Origin of the sequence: Halalkalicoccus tibetensis (genome assembly GCF_037996645.1) — an archaeon.
GTDB lineage: Archaea > Halobacteriota > Halobacteria > Halobacteriales > Halalkalicoccaceae > Halalkalicoccus > Halalkalicoccus tibetensis.
Genome location: NZ_JBBMXV010000006.1, coordinates 80,410 through 106,338, shown reverse-complemented (window position 1 = coordinate 106,338; position 25,929 = coordinate 80,410). Strand labels below are relative to the sequence as shown.

27 protein-coding genes and 1 pseudogene are annotated in these 25,929 nt (G+C 52.9%); 13 read left to right on the top strand and 15 right to left on the bottom strand.

The window, feature by feature from the left end; translation table 11 throughout:
• Nucleotides 1-26: 26 nt before the first annotated feature.
• Complete coding sequence (locus tag WOA58_RS16990) at nucleotides 27-1,001, bottom strand: deoxyhypusine synthase (protein WP_340605479.1); 975 nt, start codon at nucleotides 999-1,001, stop codon at nucleotides 27-29.
• 93 nt (nucleotides 1,002-1,094) lie between these two features.
• On the opposite strand from WOA58_RS16990, the gene WOA58_RS16985 reads away from it, so the two are divergent.
• Complete coding sequence (locus WOA58_RS16985; protein ID WP_340605478.1) at nucleotides 1,095-1,826, top strand: uroporphyrinogen-III synthase; 732 nt, start codon at nucleotides 1,095-1,097, stop codon at nucleotides 1,824-1,826.
• Between the two features lie 600 nt (nucleotides 1,827-2,426).
• Here WOA58_RS16985 and WOA58_RS16980 read toward each other — a convergent pair.
• The 3 genes from WOA58_RS16980 to WOA58_RS16970 form a co-directional block, all read right to left on the bottom strand.
• The gene (locus tag WOA58_RS16980; protein WP_340605477.1) at nucleotides 2,427-2,705 is read right to left on the bottom strand and encodes a DUF7521 family protein; all 279 of its coding nucleotides are present in this window, start codon (nucleotides 2,703-2,705) and stop codon (nucleotides 2,427-2,429) included.
• Nucleotides 2,702-3,085, bottom strand: coding sequence for a helix-turn-helix domain-containing protein (locus tag WOA58_RS16975; protein WP_390220981.1), 384 nt, complete (start codon nucleotides 3,083-3,085; stop codon nucleotides 2,702-2,704). Before WOA58_RS16975 ends, WOA58_RS16980 begins: the two co-directional genes overlap by 4 nt.
• A 208-nt stretch (nucleotides 3,086-3,293) precedes the next feature.
• Nucleotides 3,294-4,268 (bottom strand): transcription initiation factor IIB, encoded by a 975-nt coding sequence (locus WOA58_RS16970; protein ID WP_340605475.1) that lies wholly within the window; start codon nucleotides 4,266-4,268, stop codon nucleotides 3,294-3,296.
• Between the two features lie 897 nt (nucleotides 4,269-5,165).
• On the opposite strand from WOA58_RS16970, the gene WOA58_RS16965 reads away from it, so the two are divergent.
• Nucleotides 5,166-6,017, top strand: coding sequence for an IS5 family transposase (locus tag WOA58_RS16965; RefSeq protein WP_340605655.1), 852 nt, complete (start codon nucleotides 5,166-5,168; stop codon nucleotides 6,015-6,017).
• Nucleotides 6,018-6,169: 152 nt separating this feature from the next.
• On the opposite strand, the gene WOA58_RS16960 is transcribed toward WOA58_RS16965, so the two are convergent.
• The 3 genes from WOA58_RS16960 to WOA58_RS16950 form a co-directional block, all read right to left on the bottom strand.
• On the bottom strand, nucleotides 6,170-7,429 hold the full coding sequence (locus WOA58_RS16960; protein ID WP_340605474.1) for an inorganic phosphate transporter: 1,260 nt from the start codon (nucleotides 7,427-7,429) through the stop codon (nucleotides 6,170-6,172).
• A gap of 218 nt (nucleotides 7,430-7,647) precedes the next feature.
• The gene (locus WOA58_RS16955; RefSeq protein WP_340605473.1) at nucleotides 7,648-8,133 is read right to left on the bottom strand and encodes an alpha/beta fold hydrolase; all 486 of its coding nucleotides are present in this window, start codon (nucleotides 8,131-8,133) and stop codon (nucleotides 7,648-7,650) included.
• Between the two features lie 484 nt (nucleotides 8,134-8,617).
• On the bottom strand, nucleotides 8,618-9,541 hold the full coding sequence (locus tag WOA58_RS16950; RefSeq protein ID WP_340605472.1) for a CPBP family intramembrane glutamic endopeptidase: 924 nt from the start codon (nucleotides 9,539-9,541) through the stop codon (nucleotides 8,618-8,620).
• Between the two features lie 272 nt (nucleotides 9,542-9,813).
• On the opposite strand from WOA58_RS16950, the pseudogene WOA58_RS16945 reads away from it, so the two are divergent.
• Nucleotides 9,814-9,963, top strand: a pseudogene (locus tag WOA58_RS16945) (IS200/IS605 family accessory protein TnpB-related protein); the annotation flags it as partial.
• Between the two features lie 343 nt (nucleotides 9,964-10,306).
• Here the strand turns inward: WOA58_RS16945 and WOA58_RS16940 are convergent.
• Together WOA58_RS16940 and WOA58_RS16935 are read right to left on the bottom strand one after the other, a co-directional pair.
• Nucleotides 10,307-11,068 (bottom strand): CPBP family intramembrane glutamic endopeptidase, encoded by a 762-nt coding sequence (locus tag WOA58_RS16940; protein ID WP_340605471.1) that lies wholly within the window; start codon nucleotides 11,066-11,068, stop codon nucleotides 10,307-10,309.
• 610 nt (nucleotides 11,069-11,678) lie between these two features.
• A complete protein-coding gene (locus tag WOA58_RS16935; RefSeq protein ID WP_340605470.1) occupies nucleotides 11,679-11,864 on the bottom strand; it encodes a DUF4177 domain-containing protein in 186 nt (61 codons plus the stop codon).
• A 201-nt stretch (nucleotides 11,865-12,065) separates the two neighbouring features.
• Here WOA58_RS16935 and WOA58_RS16930 point away from each other — a divergent pair, with 201 nt between their 5' ends.
• The 5 genes from WOA58_RS16930 (at nucleotide 12,066) to WOA58_RS16910 (ending at nucleotide 16,308) form a co-directional block, all read left to right on the top strand.
• Nucleotides 12,066-12,242: a hypothetical protein gene (locus WOA58_RS16930; protein ID WP_340605469.1), complete on the top strand. Its 177-nt coding sequence runs from the start codon at nucleotides 12,066-12,068 to the stop codon at nucleotides 12,240-12,242.
• Nucleotides 12,243-12,844: 602 nt separating this feature from the next.
• Nucleotides 12,845-13,441, top strand: coding sequence for a methyltransferase family protein (locus tag WOA58_RS16925; RefSeq protein ID WP_340605468.1), 597 nt, complete (start codon nucleotides 12,845-12,847; stop codon nucleotides 13,439-13,441).
• Between the two features lie 147 nt (nucleotides 13,442-13,588).
• Nucleotides 13,589-14,836: a vanadium-dependent haloperoxidase gene (locus WOA58_RS16920; RefSeq protein WP_340605467.1), complete on the top strand. Its 1,248-nt coding sequence runs from the start codon at nucleotides 13,589-13,591 to the stop codon at nucleotides 14,834-14,836.
• A 667-nt stretch (nucleotides 14,837-15,503) separates the two neighbouring features.
• On the top strand, nucleotides 15,504-15,761 hold the full coding sequence (locus tag WOA58_RS16915; RefSeq protein WP_340605466.1) for a hypothetical protein: 258 nt from the start codon (nucleotides 15,504-15,506) through the stop codon (nucleotides 15,759-15,761).
• A 184-nt stretch (nucleotides 15,762-15,945) separates the two neighbouring features.
• Nucleotides 15,946-16,308, top strand: a complete 363-nt coding sequence (locus tag WOA58_RS16910) for a PadR family transcriptional regulator (protein ID WP_340605465.1) — start codon at nucleotides 15,946-15,948, stop codon at nucleotides 16,306-16,308.
• Between the two features lie 425 nt (nucleotides 16,309-16,733).
• On the opposite strand, the gene WOA58_RS16905 is transcribed toward WOA58_RS16910, so the two are convergent.
• Both WOA58_RS16905 and WOA58_RS16900 read right to left on the bottom strand, forming a co-directional pair.
• Nucleotides 16,734-17,153 carry a TRAM domain-containing protein gene (locus WOA58_RS16905; protein ID WP_340605464.1) on the bottom strand — a complete coding sequence of 140 codons (420 nt, stop codon included), beginning with the start codon at nucleotides 17,151-17,153 and terminating at the stop codon, nucleotides 16,734-16,736.
• 347 nt (nucleotides 17,154-17,500) lie between these two features.
• Entirely contained in the window at nucleotides 17,501-17,851 is a 351-nt protein-coding gene (locus WOA58_RS16900) for a DUF6788 family protein (RefSeq protein WP_340605462.1), read from the bottom strand.
• Between the two features lie 315 nt (nucleotides 17,852-18,166).
• Between WOA58_RS16900 and WOA58_RS16895 the strand changes: the two genes are divergently transcribed.
• Entirely contained in the window at nucleotides 18,167-20,083 is a 1,917-nt protein-coding gene (locus WOA58_RS16895; RefSeq protein ID WP_340605461.1) for an archaea-specific SMC-related protein, read from the top strand.
• 28 nt (nucleotides 20,084-20,111) lie between these two features.
• Here WOA58_RS16895 and WOA58_RS16890 read toward each other — a convergent pair whose 3' ends face one another.
• The 3 genes from WOA58_RS16890 to WOA58_RS16880 all read right to left on the bottom strand — a co-directional run bounded on the left by WOA58_RS16890 (nucleotide 20,112) and on the right by WOA58_RS16880 (nucleotide 22,001).
• Entirely contained in the window at nucleotides 20,112-20,417 is a 306-nt protein-coding gene (locus WOA58_RS16890) for a hypothetical protein (protein ID WP_340605460.1), read from the bottom strand.
• A gap of 263 nt (nucleotides 20,418-20,680) precedes the next feature.
• On the bottom strand, nucleotides 20,681-21,079 hold the full coding sequence (locus WOA58_RS16885; RefSeq protein ID WP_340605459.1) for a hypothetical protein: 399 nt from the start codon (nucleotides 21,077-21,079) through the stop codon (nucleotides 20,681-20,683).
• On the bottom strand, nucleotides 21,072-22,001 hold the full coding sequence (locus tag WOA58_RS16880) for a ParA family protein (protein WP_340605458.1): 930 nt from the start codon (nucleotides 21,999-22,001) through the stop codon (nucleotides 21,072-21,074). The genes WOA58_RS16885 and WOA58_RS16880 overlap by 8 nt, the downstream gene beginning before the upstream one ends.
• A 989-nt stretch (nucleotides 22,002-22,990) precedes the next feature.
• Between WOA58_RS16880 and WOA58_RS16875 the strand changes: the two genes are divergently transcribed.
• Nucleotides 22,991-24,058 carry a 2,3-butanediol dehydrogenase gene (locus WOA58_RS16875; protein ID WP_340605457.1) on the top strand — a complete coding sequence of 356 codons (1,068 nt, stop codon included), beginning with the start codon at nucleotides 22,991-22,993 and terminating at the stop codon, nucleotides 24,056-24,058.
• 198 nt (nucleotides 24,059-24,256) lie between these two features.
• Here the strand turns inward: WOA58_RS16875 and WOA58_RS16870 are convergent, their stop codons facing one another.
• Entirely contained in the window at nucleotides 24,257-24,406 is a 150-nt protein-coding gene (locus WOA58_RS16870) for a hypothetical protein (protein ID WP_340605456.1), read from the bottom strand.
• A gap of 295 nt (nucleotides 24,407-24,701) precedes the next feature.
• Between WOA58_RS16870 and WOA58_RS16865 the strand changes: the two genes are divergently transcribed.
• The 3 genes from WOA58_RS16865 to WOA58_RS16855 all read left to right on the top strand — a co-directional run bounded on the left by WOA58_RS16865 (nucleotide 24,702) and on the right by WOA58_RS16855 (nucleotide 25,899).
• Nucleotides 24,702-24,983 (top strand): hypothetical protein, encoded by a 282-nt coding sequence (locus WOA58_RS16865; RefSeq protein WP_340605455.1) that lies wholly within the window; start codon nucleotides 24,702-24,704, stop codon nucleotides 24,981-24,983.
• 212 nt (nucleotides 24,984-25,195) lie between these two features.
• Entirely contained in the window at nucleotides 25,196-25,498 is a 303-nt protein-coding gene (locus WOA58_RS16860; RefSeq protein WP_340605454.1) for a hypothetical protein, read from the top strand.
• A gap of 110 nt (nucleotides 25,499-25,608) precedes the next feature.
• Nucleotides 25,609-25,899, top strand: a complete 291-nt coding sequence (locus WOA58_RS16855) for a hypothetical protein (RefSeq protein WP_340605453.1) — start codon at nucleotides 25,609-25,611, stop codon at nucleotides 25,897-25,899.
• Nucleotides 25,900-25,929 lie beyond the last annotated feature (30 nt).

Here is a 25,929-nt window from a genome sequence, read left to right as displayed (position 1 = left end):
AATTATGAGTCAATTCTTGGTACTTGCTACTGTTTGAATGCTCCAGCTACCAATAGTGGTAAGACAAGCGTCGCCTCTGCCTCGACTTGCGTGTAATTCGTTCGCTTTTGCTTAATTTTGCCCCATGAAACGGCCTCGTTCGGCGGCGCTCCAGATAATGATCCATCCCCTTCCATCCCTGTTGAGATGTAGACAACGTAGTCCGCCCCACCCCGGAAAAGGTTCGTCATAATCGCGTGGTGTTTCGGTACACCACCACCGACCGCAATGAGCCCTGTCGTGTCTGCAAGCAACCCGTCCTCGATGAGCAAATCATAATCGTCCAGAATCTCGATCCCAACTTCCGAGTCGTAGCTCTGTCGATAGTAGTAGAGGAAATTCCCGACTTCGGCGTCCGTCAGCGCTGGACAGTATATTGGCACGTCGTTATCGGCTGCCTGCTTCAATACCGAGTCATCGTCGTCAAGTGTCTTGCCTAACTCACGTGCAAAGGCCGTCGGGGTCCGAATCTTTTCGTCCGCAAAGAAATCGTCGAAGAAGTCATAGAGATACTTCTCTAACCACACGTATCGATCAGAAGGGACGAAGAGATTCCCGAGCCGGTTGATACCTTGCTCCCGAAGTGATGCTTCGTCTGCATCCCAGTCTCCCATCTTGAACGGTTTCGCTGTCTTGATGACATCCTCGGTCAGCGACCCGGATGTCGTGATGAGAACGTCCACGTACCCTTCTCGAACGAGATACGCGACCGTCTCGCGCAGCCCCGACGAGATGATATTCGAGGTAAACGTGAGATAGACAGTAGCGTCTGCCTCCTGCATGCGTTCGGCGATATCGATAGCCTCTGCGAGTTGTGTCGCTTGGAACCCCGTCGTCGCGTAGGAGTCGAGCATCTCTTGAAAGTCGAACTCTCCACGAAAGTCGTAGCCACGAACGTCAGGTGTATCGAGTTCTTCGTTACTCCCTGGGACGACATGATCGTGAGAGTCATCGCTGTCCATACGATTAGATAATCTGACGGGAGGTTTGAATAGCTCGGAATCCATCGCTTCACTCTCGGTATATCCAAGTCTATCAGCGACAGATCATTCACTATGCCCAAGCCACAAGTGGCCGTCCTTCGCCCAGACGATACTCGTATCGACGAGGCCGTCCGGTATCTTCAATCACTGGATGTCTCGCCAGTCGCAGATCCAATGCTGACTTTCTGTCCGACGGGACAGAGTCCTCAACAGGCAGATTATTGTATTTTTACTAGTACGACCGGAGTCGAACTCGCTGTGGAGCACGGGTGGTATCCAGATGAGGAGACGGTGTGTGCTGTTGGTAACCAAACAGCTTCGGCATTACGGGATAGTGGCTTTTCAGTTGATATTGTTCCATCGACCTTCACGTCCACAGGTCTCGTTAGGGAACTTTCTGCTGAGGTTGAAGGAGACACTATCGAGATTGCTCGTAGCGCGCATGGTAGTGATGTACTGGTCAAAGGATTGGAAGCAGCCGGTGCCGATGTCCATGAAACGCAGTTGTATCGATTGGATCGGCCGAAAACCGCTGGTCGGTCAGTTTCACTTGCTATCGACGGTCAGTTAGATGGGATACTATTCACGTCACCAAGGATAGTGGATCATTTCTTCGAGATCGCCGAGGAGGAAGACAATGTGGCGGCACTCAAACAGGGGGTAGAGGAAACTATTATCGGTGCGATCGGTACCCCGACAGAACGTGCAATACGTGACACAGGGCTCAAGGCCGATATCAAACCAGAGTTAGTAGATTTCGCGCAATTAGCCAGACGTACTGTCCAGGAGATTGTAGATACTTAACCGACATATAATACGGACCCCTTCAAGATCCGTTCTTCGGATCATTATTCGATAGCTCTGTCTAGTAGCCTTTAAAAAACTTCTCAGCTGATTTTCCGATAAGAGATGACGCCGACCGACAATATGCTCCGGAGTCTGCCTAACAGGGACGAACCCCCAGACAGTGTTCTCCTCAAGAAATGGAATGCCGTTCTCTTGGATAAGTGAATCAAAATCAGTATCGTAGACTACTGCTCGCCCTCGGCCCGCACATCCGGAATTACCTGACAGAGAACTACTAAGCGATGCTGAATTACGAAGATCGTTTTCGAGGCCAGCCAGCTTCGAGGCTCGCACCGAATATAATTCCGAGGGCGATACCGATGGCCAGCTCATCCATCGCAGCACCAATAGCAACCCCAAGAACGAGTCCGAGCGACATTCCTACTCCTTTCTCTTGCTGGGAATTGTCCTCTCCGTTCACGGAAGCCATTGCACACTATTTCGCTGTATTCAGAAATAATACTATCGTACGGTAAACCAACCATTCTCGGCGGATCGTTTGCCGCTCTCTGAGAGAAGGAATCTAAAATATGTGATAGCGAATTGAGGTCGCTATCGTTAGTTCTCAATATAGAGGGAGTACATAATGATCACAAATCCAATCGCAACGAGGACGCTGTTGATGAGCACTCCCATCTCCAGCGAAACGGAGAAAAGTTGATCAGCAACACCCGCGAGAAGTGCCCCCAGCGTTACACTGGTAAAGCCGATACCGAGCGCTTGTAGCGAGGATGATCCCGTTCGACGGTACGCTTTGTATGCGATATAGGTGATTCCAGCTCCCAACAGCAAGATTACGGTTTTAACGATAACAATAGCAGTTCCGATCCAGATCATAGTTCATCACTCATCTGTGACCAAATATCCGCGAGTCGTTCGTCTGCATTTCGTGGTGGCCGCTGGACTGATACCGAAAGTCCATTCTCGGCGGTAGGATCCATCGAGATCGTCACATCATGGAAATCCCGCACGTAGTATGTCGTTCGGCCTCCACTCGGATTAATCTGGTCGCGTTCACGGACAAGCGAGGCACTACTGAGCAAGTCTAATTTTCGGTACAAGGTTGACTGAGGGATGTCACATGCATCGCTGAGTTCGTTTGCGGTCATAGGATGTGCCGTCTCACGGAGAATAGCCTGGCAGTTAGTGTCATTTAGCGCATCGAGGACCATCTGGAAGGATGGCGAATCTTCCGATGGTGATGAATCGCCCACTATTGTCTACTTTGACTAGTCAGTACTATATTCGGCCCGATTCTACGTTAGAGAGGAGACGCAGCATCAATCTGATATCTCGTTCCAATCTCTCGTGAACCATCCGTCGGACCGTATCCTGCTTCTTGGATGGGAAATGTACGTCTGTGCGCGAAGAACCGTCTGCGATCGATTAATTAGTAGTGGGAGTTGCTCGAGTGTCATAGGAAAATCATGTAGTATTACCCTCAGCACCGTATATCTCGAGGAGTTCTTGGTAACGAGCACGTATTGTCATTCTACTTACATCAGTTGCTTGGCTTACCGTTATTTGTGTGAGATTTTCGTTAGCCAAACGGCTCGCTGCATAGAGCGCGCCTGCTGCTAAGCCAGCAGGTTTTCTGCCACTATGGGCGTTTTGATCCTTTGCAACAGTAAGTAGTTCCCGGGCTTGACGGAGCACGTTGTCGCTTAGATCAAGTTCCGACCCAAATTGAGAGACATACTGAATCGGATCTGTCGGTTTGATTTGCAATCCAAGTTCACGGGAGAGATACCAATACGCGCGCTGAATAGGGAGTTGTTCAACTCGGCTGACGGCCGCACAATCATCTAGCGTACGTGGTACCTGATGCTGTCTGGCCGCTGCATACAGTGATGCCGTTGACATCGCCTCAATGGATCGGCCGGGAAGCAGATCTTTTTCGACGGCCCGACGATAGATGATTGCCGCAGTTTCCCGAACTGGCTGTGGTAGTCCAAGCGCAGATGCCATCCGCCTGATCTCTCCGAAGGCCTGTTTGAGATTTCGTTCATGGGCGTTCTTTGTTCGAAATCGTTCGTCCCATTGTCGAAGACGTTCTAATTTCGCTCGTTTTTCCGCTCCTACTATCCGTCCGGACGCATCTTTGTTCTGCCACCCAATAGTCGTACTAAGGCCTTTGTCATGCATCAAATGTGTCGTTGGCGTACCGACCCGGCTCTTCTCATCTCGTTCCCTGGGGTTGGACGCACGCCATTCCGGACCATGATCGATAGTATCCGCATCGAGAACAAGACCACATTCCTCACAAGCGTCCTCCCCATGCTCATCATCAGAAACGATTTGACCACCGCACTCCGGGCACGATGAAACCGACTGAGATGCTGACGCTTGTGTTTGCTCATCAGTCCGATCATCTTTGGTAGTGAGTGTCGTATGAGTCATATGTATCTTGGTTTGTGGATTATCGGTTGATTCAGGCGGCTACTGATTGCTACGAGAGATTGTATCAAGAGTACGGGGCGGATTCCCACACGATGGGAATGCAGCAATCGTTCGCGTGGTCTGGGGGTACTCCTCGGCGTGCTTTGACGTGCAATTGCCGATCGCAAGCCTCTGTAGATCGGCCCCGACTGACATGAAGTTTCGCGAGCTGGCGCTGCAGACGAGTACATAACGCGTCCGATGAGCGATGCTGATCGAGCGTCGCGATCAACTCCTGTTGAGGCGTTCACCGCTGTCGACACTCGATACCCCATACTTGTACTCGGACTCGTCGCCCACCTCGGACGCGACCTTCCCGAAGTATTTCATGCGCGCTCCCGCTGTTGATTATACAGAACTGTTCTTGTATCTCTCCAGAGTATAGAAGCGTCCGATTCCGGCACATCATCGAAGGATGCTCCCCCACCCGATCGTTAATCTGGTGAAACGTGTCGCGTGAGGAAGTCCATGAACACTCGATTGAACCGGTCGGAGTTGTCCTGATTCGCATTGTGGCCCGCGTCCGGAATCACTTCATACTGACAATTCGGCTCTCGCTCGGCCCATGACGGTGCGTCCCGTGCAATTGTTCCCGTCTTATCCCGCTCGCCGTGCGTGAGTAGTAGCGGCTTTGAAATCCGGTAATCCGGTTCGTCGTGAAGGGCGCTCGCGACTCCTTTCCAGACGGTGAGGAACTCCCATTTTGAAAGCTGGCGATTTGCCCTGTTGGCGTACTCTCTGACGTCTTCGCTCTCTGCGGTGTAGCCGGCGATGACCTTGCGGAGATGTCGGTCCGGCCAGATCGGCCTTGTTGAAACCCTTGTTGAGAAACATAACGAGTGAGTAGCGTGAGGTATGATGGATGGTCTCCCGAAGTCTCAACTTCTCCAGTTCGCCGAACGCGCGATGGTGTTGGCTCGTCGCGCAGTAGCTCGGTTCTCGACACGCTATTCACGGAAGCGGTTCACGCTCCGCCAGCACGTTGTCCTGCTCTGTCTGAAAGTGAAGAAGACGACCACCTACCGAGATCTCGTTGATGAACTTATCGAGATGCCTCGCATTCGTGACGCCCTCAATCTCGGTTCGATCCCCGCACCCTCGACGCTCTGTAAGGCGTTCGACCGCTTGGAGATGGCTGTCTGGCGGGTTCTCCTGAACGTCTCGCTCACAGATTTGCCGGTCAACGGTATCACCGGTATCGATGCGTCCGGGTTTGAACGAGCCCACACCTCAGCCCACTACACGAAGCGTACGAACCTCACCATCCAGCAGTTGAAGACGACGCTATTGGTCGATACGGCGACCAACGCCGTGCTTGACATTCACGTAACGACGACACGAAAACACGATACACAGATTGCACCACAGGTAGTGAAACGGAATGCAGCGTCCATCTCAGTATTGACTGGTGACAAGGGATATGACGACCAGAAGCTCCGGCGGCTCGCCCAGAATCACGATATTCGTCCGCTCATCAAACACCGGGAGTTTACCCTACTTCACAAGGCGTGGAATGCACGGCTGGACAGCGATCTCTACCATCGACGGAACATGAACGAGACAGTCAATGCAGCAATTAAACAGAAATTCGGGGCTTTTGTGCGGTCACGCCGTTGGTGGAAGCAGTTCCGCGAGCTCGTCATCAAGTGCGTGGTTCACAATCTGGAGCGAAGCCTCGCTATTTCATACGAGGACAGCGAATGTACGTGATTCAAAAGGAACGGACTGCTGAATACAGAGGATCAAGTCAGCACAGCGGTCTTGATATCAAAGACGCCAACCCTTACCACTCGCGCACGATTCTTGTAGATGGGCGGTGCCTCTGACCACGACTGAGGCCGATGGACAGACGAGGTGTTCTCTTAGCCGAGGAGTGAAAACAAGGCATAGGACCCCACGAGCGACATCATCGGCGTGATCACCCAGAGTGTCACGACGCGAGCTGCCGCTGCGTGGTGGAACAGGCCTTCGGCGGACAGTTCCTCTGGGTCTTTTTCGCCGATGCTAGACACACCATCCCCGGATGCGTGCTGCCTGTCCGGGTGAGGAGTCTCGCCTTCAGCGAGTTCGCCCACAGTTGGGCCCGAATTGACCCCCTTGTTGCCTTCAACTGGGTGAAGTTTGAGTGCACCAGTCGTAAACTTTGGAGCGGATTCATCGGCAGGGGACTGTGTGACTATGTCTGCGAGCGTCCGCGCTCGGCTTGCACGGCCCCACCCGAGTCCAATAATACAACTGGTCGTACTCACGGCGAGACTGGCTGGAATTCCGAGCCACGATAGGACGCTGATAATCGTCGCACCCACGGTTGAAACAATGAGCGCTGCCAGAATCGGCATCTCAGTAATATCGTTGCCAACGGTCGCCAGTGTCCGCCGGGCAATCGTGAAGCCGCCCACGCTGATGGCCCCGATTGCGAGGAGAATCGCCGGGCTGGGGTCAAGGGAACCGTTACCGACAAGCGGGGCGACTGCGTTCGCCGCGTTCGAGGCCCCGGCACTGAACCCCATGTAGCAGGCAATTGCCACCACAAGCGCCGACCCGATCAGATCCCGAGGCGAGACGTTATCGTTGACCGATAGCCGTGGGAGCCTCCCCTGGGTATCGATTGCGATCAACGGGTTCGTAAGGCGACCAAATTCGAATTTGGCGTCAAGGTGCGGGTACAGATATCTGCCGATAAACGCACCTATGAAGACGGCGATCAGTGGGGCGACGATCCATGCCGACAGGATGGTAAACATCAGTGCAGTGTTGAGCGTCCCCGTTGCCAATCCGAGTCCGACGATTGCTGCGACGGCTGTCATCGAGGTTGACGCCGGGACACCGTAGAGGTTCGAGATCAGGAGTGCGAGCCCGGTAAAAAAGAGGACACCAACGCTCGTTTCGGGTGTAAAGGCTGCTGCATCGACGATTTCGTTACTCATCGTCGTGATGACCTTCCGCCCAATCGTCCACGCTCCGAGGAACGCAAACACGGTAAACAGTGCCCCGGCAGTGACTTTTCTGACGGCCCGGCTGCCAACTGCCGGACCGAAGGCAACACCGGTTGATGACCCGCCGATATTGTACCCGACGAACACCGCCACCAGCAATCCCACGAGAATTAGTAATTCTGCCACGTGCGTGTGCTCGGTTCGCACGCGAAAAAATAGTGCCGTTTCGCTGCTGAACTGTTGGCTACAACCGATAGACACAGTAACACGAAGATTTAGCACTTCACAACTGGAGTCTCACTAGTCCCTACCGATTCGTCTCCATACGGGTTGCTCAAAGATCAGTGACCGATATACGCTGTGTATTCAGCACGGCTACTGAAACCTATCAGCGCTTGAGGGTTTCAACAAGGCCGCCAGATCCTAAAGAGATAGGGAGAGAACTTGAGTGCCAGACGTTCCAGTAGCGGTGGAACGCTGGTTATATCGGTCGCACCAATGATTCCGAGCGCAGTCACCCGCTCTGGGTGTCGAAACAGAAGCTCTTGTGAGACGTAGCCGCCAAAGGATTGCCCAATAAGAGTTACTTGATCGATCTCAAGTTGATCAAGAATGGCTACTAGATCCTCGACAACGCCTGGAACGCTGAATTGCGTCCCAATCGGTTTTGAGAGGCCGTGCCCCCGAACGTCCCATGTTAGTACGCGATAGCCAGCATTGGGAAGCGGATCGAGCTGGTCGTCGAACATCCGGTGGTCCATCGACGCGCCGTGGGTCAGGACGACTACTGGAGCATCTTCTAGACCGACAACCCAATAATGAATGAGACATCGTTCGCGAAGGAGAGTATCCGAGTCGCCCCAGGAATTCGAAGAAGTATTTCGCGACATGTATCTCTGTTTGAGTCGGCAGTATAAGGGATTACGGAGACACTCGTACCGCTACGCTGCAATAAAGTGCGACCGTTGCTCCGGACACGAAATAGAGCCGCGCGTCGATGCTGTCAGTGGCTCTTATCCCATCCGGTCAAGGATATTTCGACAACGGCCGTTCGAGATATTGTTGTACAGACACTTCGATTGCGGAGTTGCATCTCTGTGCCACCTTCATCCCTTTCACCTCAGACATAGATGTTCCGGTGCTGGGGTGGATCGAGTACCAGGTAAGGTCTCTCTCGTCAGTATCGATTTCAGCGAGCTCACAGATCATCTCAAGACCGTACTTCAGTGCTGTTGGGCTGTAGCCGTTGTCATGGCAAGCGATCCAGACAGCGTTGAGTGGAAGATTGTGCGAAAGCCTCGCGAGACGGTGAGAGATGAGGAAGAAGCAGACGGCTACGGTCGGTATGAACGCACCACGGTCGACGCCATGAATCTAGGCTGGGTCCGGCTCGCTCGATCGCCACTCGACGTCCTCGTTTACGACGAGTCTGAGCACTAGAACTGCGAGTGCGAGCGGCACGAGCCCGAACACGATATTTACGAGTATGACCGGATCGCTGACGACGAACGGCTGATTGGCCCACCCGCCGGCGAAGAACTGCTGGACGGTTTGGAACGCGAGGTGGAACCCGATACACGCCCAGAGGTCGCCAGTGATGACCCGAATCGCTCCGATGACAATCGCCATAAAGAAGAAGATCAGTAGTCTCTCAGGTGCCGGTGCGGCGCCGATGACGACCGCCCACAGACAGAACAGAACGGCCTGTCCGCCGACGGCCAACCAGCGTGAGAACGACGCGCTCAGGTTGCGATAGAAGTACCCCCGAAAGGCGAGTTCTTCCGGAAGCGCCTCGTAGAGAAAGACGAGCACCGCCAGGCTGAGAAGCAAGAATACCAGATTTCCGACGGAGGTGTTGAGTGACAGTTCGACCCAACCGAACGCGAGCGCCGCTCCTAACCCGGCACCGGCAGGAAGCAGGTAACAGCCTATTCCGAGAAGAAACGAGTGCCAGGCCGTCCGGAGGGGAGTGAGTCCGAGTCCGGCTAACGGACGCTTATCAAGGCGCCGGCGAGCGAGTACGACTAAGGGGACGGTCAGCACAGTCGCGAGAACGGCGCTCGTGACATGTCCTGGTCTACTGTATCCCGGTTCGAACACCGCGTCGCTCATGACGAAGATGAGAAGCCAGATAGCCGTCACGCCGGCAAAAACGGCCGCGAGGCGCCAGACCAATCCAACACGGTCGTCCCCCTCCTCCGCATTCCGCCCTTCATCATTTGCATCGTCCGCCTTGCCTCCGTCCGGGACGAGATCATCGTTCCTTGATCGATCGTGGTTCCACGGTGATAATACCATCATCCAATAAATCATTGTTCAGATAATAGCGCTTCTGTTCTGTTAGTATCATCATTCCTGATATTTTCCTCATTGAAAAACATTAAGTAAACATGTTCTCTAACACGATCCTTTCCACTGAAGTAGAAGGACAAAGCATAGACTACAGACGCTTAAACGTGCTGAAAACGGATATCGGGTCTGGCCACCATCAGTGATTATCGAAACGGACCTACCATTCGACCTGCGTCTGAAAACGCGAGTATACGTTAGAAATTTACGCTCTTGGATAGAGATTCGACCACTACCAGAACGCTCTGACGGACATCGTTGAGAAAGCATCTCGGCGTGCCGTCGAATACGCCCGATCGTTCGAGAACCCCGTCATCGTTATGGAAGACTTGTCGTTTATCCGTGAACGGCTCGACTATGGAAAGTACATGGGTGGTAGCAGAACCCCTGACGGCGCGACCCGAGTACACGAGCGCTACGTCTGCCGCACCGTACGACCGAACGGACGGCAATCTTCATCCTGTCCGACACCTATAAACACAATTCTGGACACCGACAAGTTCGTGGGCCTCACCCGACGCTGGCCGGTTCTCGACGCACTGCGAGCGGGACCACTGAATCGGCGGGATCATCTGTGGAGCGATTTATCTCCGAACACAGAACATCATTCCAGCCATGCTCACACAGGGTGTTTACAACGCAACTATCGTTGGACTCGTTCTCAGCGGCGTTCTATGAGTATTCTAATTCCTGTAGGAACAACTGTATCTCCCGTTAGATGAGCAACAGTGGACTGTTGCTCGTTGCTCCCAAGTAGATAACGAGGAATTGGATTGCATTGAACAGCCTATGGATCATTGAAGGGACAACGAGGTTTTCGCTATACTCGTAGCTCACTCCAAGGATAACGCTCAAGAGAATATAGGTAACGAGCGTTGGAACCAGTCCTTCGCCACTGAGTGAGCCGACATGGGCGACTGAAAAGATCACGCTCGCAATAGTGATCCCAATAATAGTTCCAAAACGGAATCGGAGTAACTGCTGAATAACATCACGGAAGAGAAGCTCCTCACCGGGGCCAACAAGGAGAATCGACAATGGAACGAGTATGAGGAGGAGTTCAGGATTCTGCATGCCACGTTTAACGAGACCGTGATCAGCCGACTGAATACCAAACGCCGTCTGGACGAGATAAACTCCGACTAGCACGACAAACAGTGAGACTACTCCACCGACGATCGCAAGTAAGTCACGGAAGTCAGGTATCGACAGCATAAGAAAATCGACCCCCTTGTTACGAGTCAGTAGGTAGAACAATGCGACCGAACCAAAGCCAAGACCTTGGAGTGCAAGAGCACTGATGATGATCTGTAGGTTCGGTTGTTCGAGCACGTCAACCCCGAAGACACTGAGAATACCGGTGCCAACAGAGGTTAGTACTGCGCCGAGAAGGAATCCCCCAATCGCGATGAGGAGGACGGTCACAAGCGTGCTAACAGAGTTCTGGAGAGTCAGGTCCGTTGTCCGGGAGCTCATTATTGGGTTTGAGAACTACTGTACCTTTTTCTCTGTTGTTTGAGTACCACATACAATCACATGATACTCAAAGAAACACAACCGCTCAAGAACGGGTTAAATACAGAACCGGAAGCAGTAGATCACTATATACAGAGAACACACCCTTCACCGTGGATCAATGAAATAATAGACTCCTGTAAGTGTAATCCCAAGAGTAGCTTCCTGAATGAAATTAAATTCATTAAAAAGGAGCCCACTAATCCCGAAGGAAGTCACAAACGTGATCATCCCCATCGTGAGAGCGTATTTGACCTGAGATAGGTTTCTTAGCCATATATTCAGACGCTGGTACAGACTGGTCATTATACGAAAATAGATCGATCATCTCTCCACAAAATCATTTTGTAAGATGCGCACCGCTACGTAACAGGTCATTCTAGCCGGGAAATGAAGATAGTCCCGATCACTCCAGACAGAGGAAACAGATAACGCGCCGGTCAGAAATATGCCGAATTTCTGTCAAGAGCAGCGTGCTGAATATAGAGGGTAAGTCGGGCACCGCGAACAGGCTGTCTGGGTAGTGGTCCCGGGGTCCTCTTTCATCGGCAGCAAGTTCGGAGGTTGTCACTCAGCGGGAACGTCGGAGGAACAGTTCGGCACCGCCCCACCAGTTGACGACGACCTCGTCAAGTTTCCATCCGTCCGCCGCGAGGTCGTTCAACAATCGTTCGGTCGCATCGCGCTTGATTCGGAACCACAGAAGGCTGGTCGGAGCGTTGACGACCTTGTACTCGTAGTCAGCTTCGCCGCTCATAAGCCGTTCACTCGTCATGGTGTTCACGATGATCTAAAAATCGCGCAACGAAAATCGTTCCGCCCATCCCTAAAAAAAGGTCCGAAATTGTTTATCGAATATACAATATTATAATCGCAGCTGGGAACATACAAGGATGACATATCAACGATACTTATAGAGCGATCCACACACATAAAATTCAATACTATGAACCAATCCATGATTGAGATGATCGCACTTGCTGTAATGGGTATTCTCTTTATCATAGTCAGTGGATTTCTTCTTACTCAAGCCCCCGCTATTTCGGCCAGTGGTGGAAGAAACCGACTGCTCATTGCAGGAGTCATCGGAAGCGTGATTGGTGGTGTATTTCTCTATGAGAGTGTTACTCGATAGTGGTTCTGTCTGAAGTGAATTGAAAGTCTCCACAGAGAAACTGATGTAGGGGTATTTAACGCAACAGACTGGAACTATAACTATAGACACCGAAGATATATTTCATAAGAACGAGCAGTCTAACTATGAACAGTTGGCAGTGGTGGGGCGTGAGTATCGCCATAGGTGTCCTTCTCACTAGTGGCGTCTATAGATGGTTTGCAGCCGACCCCCTCCTTACCGGTTCTGTCGGATTGTTTTGGACGATCGGCATCGGTCTCAGTCATCGACATTGGGCTATCTGGGGTCGAAACGACAGAGTATCATGGTGGTGGGGTGCATTCAGTGGGCTAGCGACGTTTGCGGCCACCATCTCAGTGACTTCCTTCCCGCCGGATCTCGGTTTCACGGTCGGTCTGTTCATCATCGGCGTTTGCCTAACGATGGTGAACATCGGCATCGGATTAGCCCACGAGCACGGTGATCACACTCGGTCCGAACAGGCAACAGGGAACGATCTAGGTAGTATTTCGAAATGACCGCTCCATTGATGAACAGTCGTCACCACAATCCGCAAGAACCGCGTATCATGACTGGGTCAAGGAATAAGACGTAGCGTAGCAATGGTCTCATCACTTCTCACACAGCCACTCTACATCGCGATCTTCTACGTGGTCCTTCTCATTGCATTCTGGTCGGATCTCCGGCGGACCCTCACGCGTTCCACACCTGATGAGGCGGATAGACACGACCACAACTCGCGGCGGCTCATCGCAGTGACTGGGGGTGGGGGAATTCTCGCTGGAAGCGGCTGTGCGTATGCACTACCCATGCTGGCGATCGAATGGCGCCCTCTCATTGTGTTCAGCGTTGGGGCGTTGCTGATTCTTGCAGGAGGGGGTTTGCGCCAATACGCGATTCGAACGCTCGATCAGTACTTCACGACCCGAGTAATGATTCACTCCGACCAGCCAGTGATTGAGGCCGGCCCGTATAGATGGGTCCGTCATCCTGCATACACAGGCGGTCTCCTACTCCATCTCGGTATCGGAGTCATTCTAGCTAACTGGGCTAGTATTGGTGTCATTGTCCTTGGAATCGGAACCGCCTACTGGTACCGGATTCACGTCGAGGAACAAACGCTCCGCAGAGAATTGGGTGCTGAGTATATCCACTATACTGAGCGAACGCCGTATCGACTCGTCCCATTCATATGGTGAGTAGTCCAATATAGGACAATGGAGCCATCATGTTGTAGTCATGCTCCCTATTCAGAAATCATGGCTTGCCGGAATATATGAAAAGGGTTAGGCGTCACACAAATTATAGTACGTAGAGCCCATTACTCTAGCTACTATAGAGTACCCATGAGCAACAAACGGCGTCTTTTTAGCTCAGTAGCGATCGCTGGTGTAACGACCGGTCTGGTCAACAGATACGAGACCGAAATTCGATCCATCGTCGCCAAATTGCGCTCGAACACAGAGAGCTACCAACAACATCCTGTAGATGATCTCCCCGGTGATATCGTCGTTGATTGGAACGAACGCCTCATCAACGCACTCCGCGAGGACGAAGCCGATGTAGAAACAGTCGTTCGCACCGGAGCCATCCTCAACCTAGCCATCTACGATGCAGTCAATGGTATCAATACGGCGAGGGCAACGACAGCCAGTGCCGATCACTATTACGTTGATCCAGCTACAGCCGACCCACCAACGAAGGCTTCACGCCTTGCAGCAGCGAGTGCTGTTGCTCATCGATCACTCTCCGAGCTCTTCGATCACACTACTAACTCGATCGATACATCGGTCGCAAAAGACCTCGCAAAGAGCGAAGACGACGGGTCTGTAAAGGCCGGAATCGAATGGGGGTGCTCTGTTGCAGACGACTATCTCGAGCTCCACACAAGTGGAACCGATCATTTCAAGTATGACTATGAACCCTCAAACGGACCAGGGAAATTCGATACGGAATGGGGATCACCAGAGCTCGCTTTCATCGATCCATGGTCGCTGAAACGTCGACAGCAGTTTCGTCCATCCGGGCCACCCGCGCTTGAGAGCCCACGCTATGCCGAGTCATGGTATGAAATCTACAAGCTCGGCGAGAAGGCCGACGACCAACCACAGGCCTGTCTTGACATCGCGGAGTTCTGGCGCGGGTCGGCGAAAACAGCTCGCCCACCAGGTCGATGGAACATGATCGCACAACGCGTTGCTCGCGACCAAGAACTATCGCTGTCGGAGAACACACGGTTATTCGCTCTCCTGAGTCTCGCGTTAGCGGACAGCGCCATTGCGACGTGGGAAGCCAAACTCCACTATGATATGTGGCGGCCCTACAGTGCGATCAACAATGCAAACACCGAGGACAATGCCGATACCTTTGCCAACGAGGACTGGAAACCGAATGCAAAGGGCGGCTCACCGGAGTACCCCTCCGGGTTAGCAGCGATGGGTGCTGCCGGAAAGACCATTCTCGAGGCGTTCTTCGGCGACGATCAATCCTTTGAGCTTGAGGTCAGGTCCGGACTCGATGCTGATAAGTTAGAAGATCAAGAACGCTCCTTCGAAAGTTTCGAGGAGGCGCTACAAGAGTCGATAACGGGATGAATTTATCTGGGCAACCACTTCCGGTTCACGCTCGAAGATAGCGTCGAATTGGGTACTGAGATCGGTCACTGGGTGCTTAACACAGAGCTACAACTACCTCTAGATGAATAATATCTCCGGCGGCGATATAAATACAAGGACCACCTACGATGGACTTGGAGAAATCACCACACTATATGAAATGTTCGAGTTCATTACCGATACATTGAACACTATACCTATCTGGATCGCTTATCGCCATTTCAACCTCAGGTATGACCCAACCAGAAAGACGGCTCCCAATGCGAACGGAAACCACTCACTTGCCACTCCTGTCTCGCTGATTGATGCGCCGACGATTAACCCGGCTCCAAGTCCGAACCCCGTATGAAGGCCTGTCTGGCTACTTTCTGATTGTTCAGTTATGCTACTCATGTGTGTCCCGTCACTCAGTATGCAATAACTTTGCCGTAAATGAACCTGTAGAAGAAACATTGGAGCTAAGTCGCGCCACTCCGTAACACGATTGTCGACGGGCTACCTGCCGTCGACAGAGATTGCTGTCGGCCCTCGCCCCAACGGGCCGATTTCCACGCAAGTGCCCGCTCCACTGACTTCTGAGGAGCCATAGCGCCGCCGACTCAGAAGCTACAAGAGTTTATAGGAGAAGACGGGCCCACAAGCGGTGATGACCTACCAACTCGGTGATTGCGTCCGCATCGACATTCCCAACGAAACTGACCCCGATTTTGAGCTTCACGGCGAGCAGGGTCTCGTTATCGCCATCGATCCCGATCACGACTCCTGCGATTGTGAGGCTCTCTACGAGATCACCCTCGAGAACTACGAGTTCACGATCGAAATGCACCCCTGGGATCTGCGCCCACCAATCGAACCAATACCACCTATCGAATCGCTCCCAGCAGACCCGGCAGAGGAATTGTAGATAAAGCGACGTACCGTTCGCGAATCGACCATGTGAACAAAGCTAGTGGCTATGCAGAAGTTTACTCCCTACCACCCAAAACCAGCCGCTCATCAGTTATGCGCGCAATTCGTCAGTGATTACTGTATCCGAAATGAGATCAATTCCCAAGCAGTTATTTAGGGAGATTGTCTCGCTCAAGAGGATGTCAGAGGCACAATCGACACCCGACAGAGAGGGGCGTACCGCGCACGATTTGACCGCATTCCAGCAAACGATCCTCACCGTCCTTGCTGAGGAAGCTCGGTACGGGCTTGCAGTTAAAGGTGAACTCGAAGAGTACTATGGCAACGAGGTCAACCACGGCCGGCTCTACCCGAACCTCGATGACCTTGTTGAACGCGACCTGATCGCGAAAAGCGAACTCGACAAGCGCACCAACGAGTACGAGCTCACTAACGAAGGCTATGAGCTACTGCTGGGCGAACTCAACTGGGAGGTTTCAAAGATTGTGACTGGCGAGGAGCGCGCAGACGATATCGGCCAGTTACTCGACGACGCTGCGTAGACAGCTGACTGCTGTATAACCAACTCTCATGAAGGCAGTCGCGGAGTTCAGTCGAACGAATAGCAGCTACTGAAGCCACTTGCTGACTGAATAATATCAATTATCACATATTATATGGCGCAAGTCTCGAGATAACAAAGTCCACAAGGGTCCAACAGTGACAATCGAATGCGGTCTCGCACCGTCTGCACTGCTGGCTATGGCCTCGCAACTCCCTTTTCACTACACTGGCAGTCAATAATCACTTCAACTATGGTAATTTCGCCACTCCCCGTATCACTCCAACCATCTCTAAAAGAGCCGGTGCGAGCAGCCGATCTCATTTAAGTGGTTTTCGCGATAAGGAATGAAGTAAGCGGGATTCTGTGGATACTTTCTAATCCGGTAGTGGCACCACCCTGATCACCACGACGGGAGAACGCTTCCTACTCGTGGTCCTCGTAACGTTTAACGACGTCAGCGAAGGCAACAGTGTCTGTGACACTCGTAATTTTGATCTCGACGCGTTCGTGTGGATCGGTATCGGGAACGATGACCACGTAGCCTCGCTCGACTCGTGCGATCCCATCACCCTGCTCGCCGATCGTTTCGATCTCGACGGTTCGGTGATCACCCTCAGAAACGGGCGGACCGGACTCGGCTGTCGCTTGCGTCGATTCCTCAGTAGCGTCAGTATTCGAGTCGGGCTGGGTCCGAGCCTGCGGAACCATAGCGATGCGATACGAACTGTTTGTCTCAAGGTCTCCAAGTTCGACCTCGCGTTCGGGAATCTCGATTGTATAGGACCCATCCCGGTGATCGATCTCACTACTAAACAGACACAGAAGGGTATCTGAGAGTTCCATATGCAATTCTCAGTTACTGAGACAGTTTTCAATGGGCATGAGAGTACTGGTAGCAGTTGCTGTGTCCATGATCCTCTCACCACATAGTTGATGAGCAGAAACTCATACCCGTCAAATATATAATAGTTGCAGTTCAACTTACAACAGGTTGTGAATGAAGAAGTGTAACCAGTGTGGGAAAGTGTTCCTAACGGATCGAGCAGTAAACGGACACAAGGCGGTCTGTCCGGATAATCCGGATCGTGTCGTTCCTGACGACTGGGCGCCCGAAATGCACGGTCGCTGGGGAAACGATGCGAAGTAGCTTCCAGTGGACAATTTCAACCTAGCAATTGGAGACAATTGAATCAGTCCGTATCACTGCCGGATGCTTTACCGAGATACTCCCGCCGCACAGTGTCTCCGTCGCGGTAGGCCCGATATTTGTAGGGGCCATGCTTCGCACCACCGCTCATACATGAGCAGCTCTCATCACCGCAGGTGCGGTACTCAATATACACAGCACCGTCTGATTCGTTTTCAAGGACTTGGGCGTCCCCGGGGAGTTCGTCTTCGGTGACTGGCTCGCTTCGACGCTGTTCGCGAACGGCAAGCAGCTCGTCGACGTACTCTTGGACTTCCCGCAGGGTCTCGTCGTCCTGTTTGGGAAGTCCGTCGGCGAGGTAATTCGGAAGCGATGGGGGTGCAGTCGGAGACATTCTTACCTTGTGCAACAATCAACGTCTGTCAGTATAATATTGTTGCACAAGGGGGTATAGAATAGGCGCTGTTTTTAGAAGGGGTTTCGAAATGAAGATCCGAAATTCCAGCAAGCGGGTGCGAGCAAAGCGGTGTACGTGCATAGTCTCTTGCCAGTAGGGGTCGCACTAGGAATGGTTCTAAATAAAGGTCTTCAGTAGCTGTGGAGCACGATCAATAGGGAATTCTCCGTAGCAAAACGGTGTTCAGTTGAATTCGCTAGAAAACGGGCATCTGAACGCTTATTGAAGACTACCCAAAAGAAGGACTATACGATGCCTTCGCTTCACAATATGACCGCTGACGTCGAGGTCGAGAATATCGGTGGGATCGACGCTGCCTCAGTCGAATTCACTCCCGGTGTGACGATCCTTGCGGGACGAAACGCGACCAATCGAACGTCGTTCCTTCGGTCACTGATGGCTGCTCTTGGGAGCGACCGGGCATCTCTCAAGGGTGATGCCGACCACGGCTCGGTTTCGATTACGCTTGATGAGGAGACCTATACTCGCGAATTGACGCGTACGAACGGTGGCGTCGCGTTCGCCGGTGACCCATATCTTGATGATTCACAACTGGCCGATCTATTTGCGTTCTTGCTCGAATCCAACCCGGCCCGACGCGCCGTCATCCGTAATGACGATCTCCGAGAACTCATTCTCCGGCCGGTCGATGTCGATGCGATCGAGGCCCGAATCAGCCAGTTCCAGGCCGAAAAGCGCAGCATCGACGACCAACTCTCGGAACTGTCCGAAGCCGAGCGCGAACACGGTTCGCTAGAAGAAGAGCACGCACGCGTCACAAAGCAGCTGGAGGACGCCGAAGCCGACCTCGAAGGCGCGCGTGAAACACTCCAAACAGCCCAGCAATCCGACTCCGAAAGTACGGGTTCGGATCAACTCGACGAGCTCCAAGAGACACAGTCCCAGCTTGAGGACGTTACCTACGACCTGGAGACCGAACGAGAGAGCGTCTCTTCGCTTGAAGACGAGCACGCCGACATCGAAGCGGAGCTTAAGGAGCTCCCGACGATCGATGAGGATGAACTCGATGATATAGCCAGCGAGATCGAACAGATTCGGGGTCGGAAACGCGAACTCGATGAGATCATCTCCCAACTCCAGACGGTCATTCAGTTCAACGAGCAGATTACCGACGATGGGGTCACTGATCTTCTCGGCGACGAAGAGGCGGCTCAAACGGAAGCAGATGGTGGCTCAGTAACTGATCAGTTGGTCGCAGACCAGTCGAATGAGGTCACCTGCTGGACGTGTGGCTCGGAAGTCGACACCGATCAGATCGAATCGACGGTCTCGCGTCTCCAAGACCTTCGCCAAGAGAAAGTCGAACGACGCAACGAATTCAACCGAGAACTCGAGGAGCTCAAAGCTCAGCGCAAAGACCACGCCGCAACGAGGGACGAACGGACCGAACTCGAACAGGCGCTTGAAACAACCAAATCGGAACTCGACGATCGGACTGATCGGATCACTGAGCTCGAAGCACAACGAGAGGAACTTCTCGAAGAGATCGAGAACTTAGAGTCGACCGTCGAAGCCGACGAGGACGATGAGGAGCTTCTGGCGGCGCAAAAAGAGGTCACCCAGCTCGAACTCAAGCGGGACCGACTCGAACGTCAGCGCGATGCGCTCGAGGATGATATCGAGGAGCTCGAATCCCGACTCGAGGAGCGCGGGCAGCTCAAGGCTCGCCGTGAGGAGATCAACGAAGAGCTTGAGGAGCTTCGAACGCGCATCGAACGGGTTGAACGCGAGGCGATCGAGGCGTTCAACGAGCACATGGAGACGGTCGTCGAGCTGCTCGATTACGGGAATCTCGCGCGAATTTGGCTCGAATACCGTCATCCAGAAGGAACTGATGATGCGAGCTTCGAGCTGCACGTGACACGCCAGACAGACGACGGGACGACCTACGAGGATTCGGTCGAGCACCTCAGTGAGAGCGAGCGCGAAGTAACCGGATTAGTACTTGCACTGGCGGGCTATCTCGTCCACGACGTTCACGAAGAGATGCCGTTCATCCTGCTGGATTCACTGGAAGCTATCGACTCCGAGCGCATTGCACAGCTAGTCGAGTATCTCGAGGAGTACGCCTCCTATATCGTCGTTGCACTGCTACCTGAGGACGCAAGCGCCCTCGACGATGATTACCAGCGGATCGCAGAAATCTAGCGGCTACGGTGGAAGGGAGGTTGTGTGGTCATCGGCGTTCCCAGTCGACGCTCGCGGTGGTTGCAAGCTCCTCAACCAGGGTCTCGATAAGCGGGACTGAGTCGGTCGTGGCATCCAGGTCAGGTGAGATATCGAACACCTCCACTGTAATCGTTTGAGCGTCTTCTAACTGGCCATCATCAACCTCGAAATCGAAAATCGTGCGCCTGTAGATGACGATCGTCCGTTCTGCAGACACTTCCAAATGTTCGATCCCCGCTCTATCAAATGCTGCAAGTACACCAACAGGATCACTAAACCGATAGCGAACTGCTGGTTGCTCCCCCTCATTCATTACGTTGAGTAATACAGCTTGGTACTATAGAGGGTTACGGCTATAGATATCAGGACCGATAGCAGGAGTCTGCCGTCTGTCACCAGATCTCTCTGGTTCAGTCGCCCAACTTCGTCGCAAATTATCTTGCAAGTATATTGATATTCTTCATTCCTGTGGAAGGATCCTACTGTCAGACTTGGCCACCGGCTCCTAAAGACAACTTACTGGCTTCCAATATAGTTGAGCTATTTAATCTATTCAATCTATTTGGGCTATTTACACTATTCAAACTGTTCAGAACCTGTATTAGTAGCGTTGTTTCGTGCAGACTCAAATCGCTGGGCGACATCCTCAACGAGATCCTCTTCAACGACAGTGCGAAGAAGTGCGTCCGTCATCTCACGGACAACAATGTTCTGATAGCCACGATCATTGAGTTCTCTCTCCAGCTCGTAATTGAGCCAGGAATCGAAGTCATCAATCGTTGAAGCTCGTGCATAGAACGGACGCTGTTGAGCAGCTTCGTACGAGAAAGCAGTATCCGTCAGTGAGTCATTTGTTTGATTAGAATCCGATGTGGATGATTGAGACTCAGCAGTAGATGATTCAGCTGATACAGATTCTTCATCGGAATCTTCCAGCGTGTCTCCAAGATCGGCAAACGGATCGCTATCAGTCATGGCGAATCACTCTCCCCGTTTCGACGATATGAGCAAGCTCTTTGAAGCAGGCAAGCTGGTCACACTCCGGATCGTAATCCAAGAGCGGTTTGTTCTCACCGTATGCTTTCGTAATGCTCGTTCGACCTCGAATCCCTGGAACGGGCTTTTGCTCACCTGAATCAATAGCCTCCCAGTCAGTAATTCGAGCGAAATTCGGGATACGATCTTGCAGGTTGTCGTGGGAGTTCAATCGCTCAAGGAGCTGTCTGTCCTGGGTCTGTTGATCGATCCGGCCACTCAGCATATTCGGAACAAGGGCAAGTACATCAACATCAAGATGTTTGCGTAGTGGCGCAATTTGGCGCTCGATCGTGCGTTCAAGCCCGGATATCGCTTCATTGCCTGGCGCAAGAGGGAGGAGAAGGTTCGTTGTCGCTACAAGTGCATTATCAGTAAGTCGAGATCGATATGCTGGAGAGTCAGTGACGATATAGTCATACTCGTCCTCCAGCAACGGTGTGACCACTTCCCGCTTCAAGAGTGCAGACGGCTGGAACACATCTCCAATGACGATTTCTCTTTCGATCTGCTCAAGTTCCTCATTAGAGGGGAGAAGATCGAATTCATAGTCAGTATCATAGATCACGGAGGATGGGTCCGCATCATCGAAGAACACATCACCAATATCCTTGCTTGTGTCGTGGTACTGATCGCTGAATCCAAGCCCGACCGACGCATGTCCGTTCGGATCAAGGTCGATGAGAAGAGTATTATGACCGTGTACAGCCAATTGACGAGTAACATTGACTGCGATAGTTGATTTCCCAACACCCCCCTTTAGCATGCTAACTGAAACAGCACGCGGCGCACTATCTACGTCCGCTGATTGATATGGGCTATTTGGGCTATTCACGCTATTTTGGCTATTCTTGCTAGCCATAGTATTCAGGCTTTGTAGAAGGAGCCACTTATAGATAGAGCATACAGAGTTCAAATAGTATGAATAGTTCGAATAGTCATCTATTCAATTAGTGCAATGGTTACGATCTACACGATTCTCATCTCACTCACCCACCCCGTGTGCGAGATGAAATACTCACGATCGAGGTGGGACGAATTCCTGGAAGAGAATCACTCCGATTAGAGAAAAAGACTGGTTGAGATTTGGCTAAAGAAGAATATGTTCTATCAAGAGGTGATTTCTAGAAGGGAAATGCTTATGTGTATTATTATCTAACCATACCCGTAGTAGAGAAATAGTTTCAGACGTACCCTTGGGGGGTTGAAGGGAGGGGAGTCCGATGTTCAGCGGGATGTCAGTCCGAAGGTTTCAGACGTACCCTTGGGGGGTTGAAGGACACTTCATCACCCCCAGGCGTCGGACACTCCTCAGTTTCAGACGTACCCTTGTGGGGTTGAAGGCGAGTCTTGCTACTCTTCCGGGAAAATGAACTACATCATAACGGTTTCAGACGTACCGTCGCGGGCGAGCTCGACTACCGGGACGCCTATCAGGTGCCGCACCCGGAGTACCTCGCCCGGCTCGACGAGGGAGTTGATGCTGACGTATCAGTGGTGCCCGCGGTCGTGGATTCTCCATTGGTACTCTGTGAGTTCTGTGAACTGTTCTGTGCTGCTGTCGTATTCACTGTCGATGTATTCGTCGCACTATTCGAGGTGTCGTCTGGATTATCAACTGGGTTGCCGCTTCCACCGCCGGTCGCGCCACAGCCAGCAATACTGACCATTCCAGGATGAGGATAATTCCTAATATACTTCGTATTTTTGTCATGGTTTGATATAGTATAGTCATTTCACAGCAATTCTCATAAAACTATCCATAGAAAACTGGAATTTTTATTTTTATAAAAATTGACACGTTCCAATGATGCCAAAAGACTATACGAGTGCAGGTGAATCTCACACAATATGCGCGCAGCAACCTATCATGGGCAACAAGACATTCGAGTCGAAGACATCACTCCTGGCGATGTCGGCCCAAACGAGGTCCGTGTTGATATCAGCGCCGGTGGAATCTGTGGCTCCGATCTCCACGAATACGCCGCTGGACCGATTTTCATCCCGAGCGACGACCCACATCCAGTTACTGGCGATGTCGCCCCGGTAACGATGGGCCACGAGTTCGCTGGCACCATTAGTGAAGTTGGTGACAAGGCTGAGATGACGGAGGGACAGCCCGTCGCCGTCAATCCGGTTGTGTGGTGTGGAGACTGTCGGTACTGTACGGCAGGCAAGTACCACCTATGCGAATCGGGCGGATTCATCGGCCTTTCCGGTGGCGGCGGAGGGTTTGCCGAATCAGTCGTCGTCAATGCGGTGCAAGCGATTCCGCTGCCGGAGGACGTGTCGGTAGAACACGGCGCATTAGTCGAACCGTTAACGGTCGCCCTCCACGCAGTCCGCGGATCAGGGATTCAGGCGGGTGATTCGGTGGCGGTGTTCGGTAGTGGCCCAATCGGCCTCGGCGTGATTCAAGCAGCACGAGCAGCGGGGGCGACGGACATCATCGCCTCCGAACCGCGTGATGCACGTCGGGACCGGGCGGCCGAAAGTGGGGCAACGATGACGATCGATCCGATGGAGAGAGATCCAGTCGAGACGACGTCCGCAGCGACGAACGGCGGCGTTGATGTTGCATTCGAGGCAGCGGGGATAGCAACGACGGTCGCACAAGCTATCCAAAGCACCAAACATCAGGGAGGGGTAACGATTGTGAGTATTTTCGAGGAGGGGGTTGACATGCAGCTCAACGATATCGTGCTGGGCGAGCGATCACTTACTGGCACGCTCGGCTATGAAGGCGGCCCGCGGTCGGCCCGCGAATTCCGGCCGACGATTCAGATGCTCGCGGATGGGCGATTCGATCCCGGTCCGCTGGTGACGGATCAGATCGATCTCGACGAGATTATTCAATCAGGGTTCGATCCCCTACTCGATTCTGAAAGTGATCAAGTCAAAATCCTTGTCGAACCATGATTTGAATCCTGTTCCTAAAAATTGACACATATCATCGATAGCAAGCAGTGAACTACCCTACTCGCGCCTTCGGCGGTCGTTGAGGGTAGGGTAGTTCACACATGGAAACTGCTGAAAAACTCCTGATTGCGTTTCACCACCACGATCTAATTTCGGTCAAATCTGATTAAATAGTCCTCGGTCGTAGAGTAGTTCTATTCAATTATCCTCATCTTGGTTTCGTTCCCGAACTTCGATTTCGAGACGGACGATTGCTGACTCTCCATAGATATTAAGCGCTTCGCGAGTTGCTTTAGATACAACAAGACGACCTCGTTCATCAATTTTAACTGTTACAATTTCACTCATAGTTAAACGAAAGTTCTACATCCACCATAAAACCACAATGTGGGATTTGATGGGATACCGTGGTCTATCGATACAGATAACAAGATCACTTTGGGTTGATGGGACCACCAGAAAGAGCCGAACACTCCTGAACAGTACTTCTCGAAGCAAACAATCACCTATATGGAGAACAACCCCATGCACGTCGTGAGATGCCCTTCTGTCGCCGATACAAGCCATCTCTACGGAGGGTGTGGGACATGAAAACACACCAGTTTCCCTAATGATTTATGGAAAAGCGCGCCGATTTCTCTGTATGGCAAGCGCCGACACCGACAACGAGGACGCCCCAACACCCCCAATCGACGACGCCCGCACCGAACTCCAAGCGGCGGTTCCCGAGGCGGCCACAACGATCCGCGAGCTACTGGATGCAGAGGACGAACGGATTCAACTGCGAGCCGCCGAAGCGATCCTTGATCGGGCGGGACTCTCGAAAGCGAAAGCAGCGACGACCGGCACGGCCCAACGAGAGATCGGCGGGGAGCCGTCGAAATACGGTCCCGGTTCCGACGACCCACTGGAAAACCTGTTCTAATGGGTGGGCTTGGATCGGGGCGCGACGACTACGCAACGACGCCGACGATTGAGGAATCAAAGGCAATCGATGTCAATGAGTTCACGTACACGCTTACGCCGGGATCTCGCGGGTCCTATCGGTGGTTCCGCGACGGCGAGGAAAGCGGGGATATTAGATGGGAAGTGACGGGGGACGCGGGGGGTGAACGTGCTCGCGGCCAGTTCCTTCGGTTGCAGTTTACCGTCACCGATCACCAGGCGGATGAACAGCGCGAGTACGACTATCCAGTTCGACTCGAATACACCGAATGTAATTTCGGCGGGGAACGGCCATGGTTCCGGTGTCCGGGAGTCGTCGAGCACAAGCAGGCACCGCTCGGCGGTGGCATGGTCGAGGCGAGCCGCGAGACGAGACGCGAGGAGGAGCACACCTACGCCGAGGGGGAGTTTCGGGCCTTCGAGCCCGGCGAAGCGGTGATCTGTCGGCAGGGCTCGGGGCACGTCCACGGCCGGATCAGGATGCTCGATCGGTAAGCGCTCGGCCTCTCTTTTCTTGCCTTGTGCAATATCGGCCGTCCATGAAAGGCGACTGTTGCACAAGGTGATGGTAATCGCTTTTGGCAGTGGCTTCCGTTGCTCGATCCATGTCCGGCACCGATCAACGGGCGAGCTCCGACCAGCACCCCAACATGCGCGAGCGCCCCTCAGCACACCGCCCGACACTCACCGAGGACCAGCGGGAGGCCGTCTACGATCGCTACGACGAGTGGCTCCGTTCGCCATCCGCTGGCTCCAAACGCTGTCACCTCCCGGCGGTGGAGCCAAACGGGGACGGAGACGGGGACGGGGACCACCCCACTCCCATCTGTGGGGTGCACGTCGCCGACGATCGTGGGTGGCGAGCCAAAGACCCCGCGTGCTTCCCCGGCAAGTAGGCCCGTCTCTGCTCGGACTGTGCCGAGCTC